Here is a 2,899-nt window from a genome sequence, read left to right as displayed (position 1 = left end):
GAACGCCCCTGAAACTAAAACCAATGCTGGTGGTGGTTTCATTCTATCAAAAAGCACCCAATGGAAGCCAATAACTGGAAAACGATACAAAAAGAAGTTGCCTACGAAAATCCGTGGATACGCGTAGAACACCGGGATGTGATCACGCCCGCCGGCAATCCGGGCGTTTATGGCGTCGTGCAGTTCAAGAATAAGGCCATCGGTATCGTGCCGGTAGACGACGACGGCTTCATTTACCTGGTTGGTCAATACCGTTATCCGCTGGACGAATACTCGTGGGAAATCCCCGAAGGTGGCGGACCGATAGGAGAAGATCCGCTGACAACGGCCCGGCGTGAGCTGAAAGAAGAAACAGGTTTGACCGCGGAACACTGGCAACGGATCGGCCGGCTGCATACTTCTAATTCCGTCACCGACGAAGAGGGGTTTATCTTTTTAGCACGGGGACTGACGCGGGGGGATGCGGAGCCGGAGGAAACCGAAGAATTGATACTTAGGAGGGTGCATATGGATGAGGCCGTGGCCATGGTGATGCGCTCAGAAATCACCGATTCAATTTCTGCTTGCGGCATACTGATGGCTGCGCGGATATTGGACACTTGAAAATTTCCTGAAATCCGATATTGGCCGGCTTACAGACTGCCTGTTCATACGCAGCCTCGGATGGTTGCAAACTAAAAATGGAATGCCGACCTTCACGCGATAGAAATTGTAAAACAATGAAGAAGCTTTTGTTGATTGTTACCACAATGGTTTGCCTCGTCGGAGCACGCGCAGCCGATGTCGACACCGTATCCGTACGGAGCGACGCAATGGATAAGACAGTGAAGACCGTTATTATTACACCTAAAGATTATACTCAACGCGACTCATTCCCCGTGGTGTATCTGCTGCATGGGTACAGCGGCAACTATGCCGACTGGGTGAATAAAGCACCTGAAATCAAAGACTTTGCGGATCAATATGGTTTAATCATTGTCTGCCCCGACGGCGGGTACGGCAGCTGGTATTGGGATAGTCCGGTAGACCCTTCGTTCCGTTACGAGACGTTCGTATCGGGCGAGTTGGTCACGTGGGTTGATGGCCAGTATAAAACAATCGCAAACCGCGATGGGCGAGCCATCACCGGACTCAGTATGGGCGGGCACGGCGCACTTTACCTTGCCATGAAGCATTCGGATGTTTACGGCGCTGCCGGTAGCACAGCTGGCGGGGTAGACATCCGCCCGTTTCCGCTTAACTGGGATATGGCGAAGCGATTAGGTAGTTATGCCGACTATCCGGAGCGATGGGAGAGCCACACGGTGATTAACCTGGTTCATCGGCTCACACCCAATTCGCTTGCGCTGATCATCGATTGTGGAACGAGTGACTTCTTTTACGGAGTAAATGAACAACTCCATCGCAAGTTGCTCGACCGGAATATCCCGCACACCTATATCACCGGTCCCGGCGCCCACAATTGGGAGTATTGGCAGCGGTCTATTGGTTATCAATTGTTATTCTTCGATAGATTCTTCCGGTGAGGTGAGAACTGTGTCCTTAACACCCAGTTGCATCAATGCGGGTACGAAAAACGAGGCGATGCCAATCACGCCGATTATACTGCCCAGTATCACAAACGTCACGCTGATGCCGATCGTGTCGGCAAGAAATCCCGTGCTTAGCAAGCCGATCATTGAGGGTAGCAGTGCAATGCTGAAATACATGGAAAATACACGGCCCAGCATGGCGGGGTTAATTTTTTCCTGGATCACCGTGTTAAAGCTCGCGTGATAGATGGAAGCTGCCAGTCCGCCGAAAATGGTGAGAGCGACAAAGGGGATAAATCCTGTTGCGGGCAATAGGCCCGAACCGACTAGTGTAATGCCCAACAAGATGTCCATACTATTCAAAATAACTATCTTGTTCAGCGTGGGCTTGAAGATCCCCAGTAATCCGCCGCCCACGAGCATTCCAATCCCCCAAACGACCTCGATGATACTCATTTCGAATTTCCCACCGCCAAAGTGCTGCAGGGTGAGCAGCGGGAATAACACCGCCACCGGCATGATGCAGAAAGTGGCGAGGATGGAAAGACCGAAAAGCCACGATATACCTCGGTTTGCGGTAACGGCGGCGATGCCGAGGCGGAGGTCGCGCAGTACGTGACGGATGCCCGTCGTTTGGTCCGCGTGCTCTTTTTCGGGATTCGGGATGTGCACTAACAGGAGGGAGGCGATGGCAAATATGGCCCCGCCAATGTCAAGCAACAGTACATATCCGATGTCCATCAGTCCGATGGCCAATGCCCCCAGTGCCGGCCCGGCAATGCTGGACACTGACTGGATGACCTGGTTGATGCCACCAATACGAAGCAGTTCAGACTCGGGGGCCAACAAGGGCACTGACGCTTGCATGGCCGGCATGTGGAAAGCCGATCCCACCGACCGTAGCGCCAACAACATGTAGATGAATAACAGGTCGGAATAGCCGAGGTAAAACAATACAGACATCACCCCGGTACAGGCGGCAATGAAGCCGTCGGCAAGAACCATGGTACGTTTGCGGTCCCAGCGGTCGATATACACACCTGCAAAGGGCCCGATGAGGGTTTGGGGCAGAAATGCGGCAATGGCCGCAAACGCCAACACTTCGGCCGAGCCGGTTTCGAGGCTAAGCCAGATGATGATGGCGAAATTGACCGCAGAGCTACTCAGCAGCGACACAAATTGCCCACTCCATATAATGGCGAACGTTCTTTTCCAAGTAGCTGTCATGGTACCGGACGAAATTATCAATTTTCTACGGATGTATGTTGTTTTTCCTTTTCTTGTAACGATTCATTTATCTTCCGGTGAAAAGTTACCCCAGTGGCAGGGATTTCGCTTTTAAAGTTTTAGCACCTTTTCACGGTATT

3 protein-coding genes are annotated in these 2,899 nt (G+C 52.1%); 2 read left to right on the top strand and 1 reads right to left on the bottom strand.

The window, feature by feature from the left end; all coding sequences use genetic code 11:
- Window positions 1-60 precede the first annotated feature (60 nt).
- Together NGM62_RS21685 and NGM62_RS21680 are read left to right on the top strand one after the other, a co-directional pair.
- Window positions 61-603, top strand: a complete 543-nt coding sequence (locus NGM62_RS21685) for an NUDIX domain-containing protein (protein WP_262250396.1) — start codon at window positions 61-63, stop codon at window positions 601-603.
- A gap of 116 nt (window positions 604-719) precedes the next feature.
- A complete protein-coding gene (locus tag NGM62_RS21680) occupies window positions 720-1,526 on the top strand; it encodes an alpha/beta hydrolase (RefSeq protein ID WP_262250395.1) in 807 nt (268 codons plus the stop codon).
- Here NGM62_RS21680 and NGM62_RS21675 read toward each other — a convergent pair.
- Window positions 1,500-2,759, bottom strand: coding sequence for an MFS transporter (locus NGM62_RS21675; RefSeq protein ID WP_262250394.1), 1,260 nt, complete (start codon window positions 2,757-2,759; stop codon window positions 1,500-1,502). The two genes, NGM62_RS21680 and NGM62_RS21675, sit on opposite strands and share 27 nt — an antisense overlap.
- Between the last annotated feature and the right edge of the window lie 140 nt (window positions 2,760-2,899).

The sequence above is a fragment of the Parapedobacter soli genome (assembly GCF_025460835.1).
In the GTDB taxonomy this organism is placed as follows: Bacteria; Bacteroidota; Bacteroidia; order Sphingobacteriales; family Sphingobacteriaceae; genus Parapedobacter; species Parapedobacter soli.
The sequence above is the reverse complement of the archived record's forward strand: the minus strand, read 5'-3'. Positions and strand labels throughout refer to the sequence as shown.

Coding starts and splice junctions, on each gene's coding strand:
- NGM62_RS21685 (WP_262250396.1), top strand. CDS start 61: ATGGAAGCCAATAACTGGAAAACGATACAAAAAGAAGTTGCCTACGAA.
- NGM62_RS21680 (WP_262250395.1), top strand. CDS start 720: ATGAAGAAGCTTTTGTTGATTGTTACCACAATGGTTTGCCTCGTCGGA.
- NGM62_RS21675 (WP_262250394.1), bottom strand. CDS start 2,759: ATGACAGCTACTTGGAAAAGAACGTTCGCCATTATATGGAGTGGGCAA.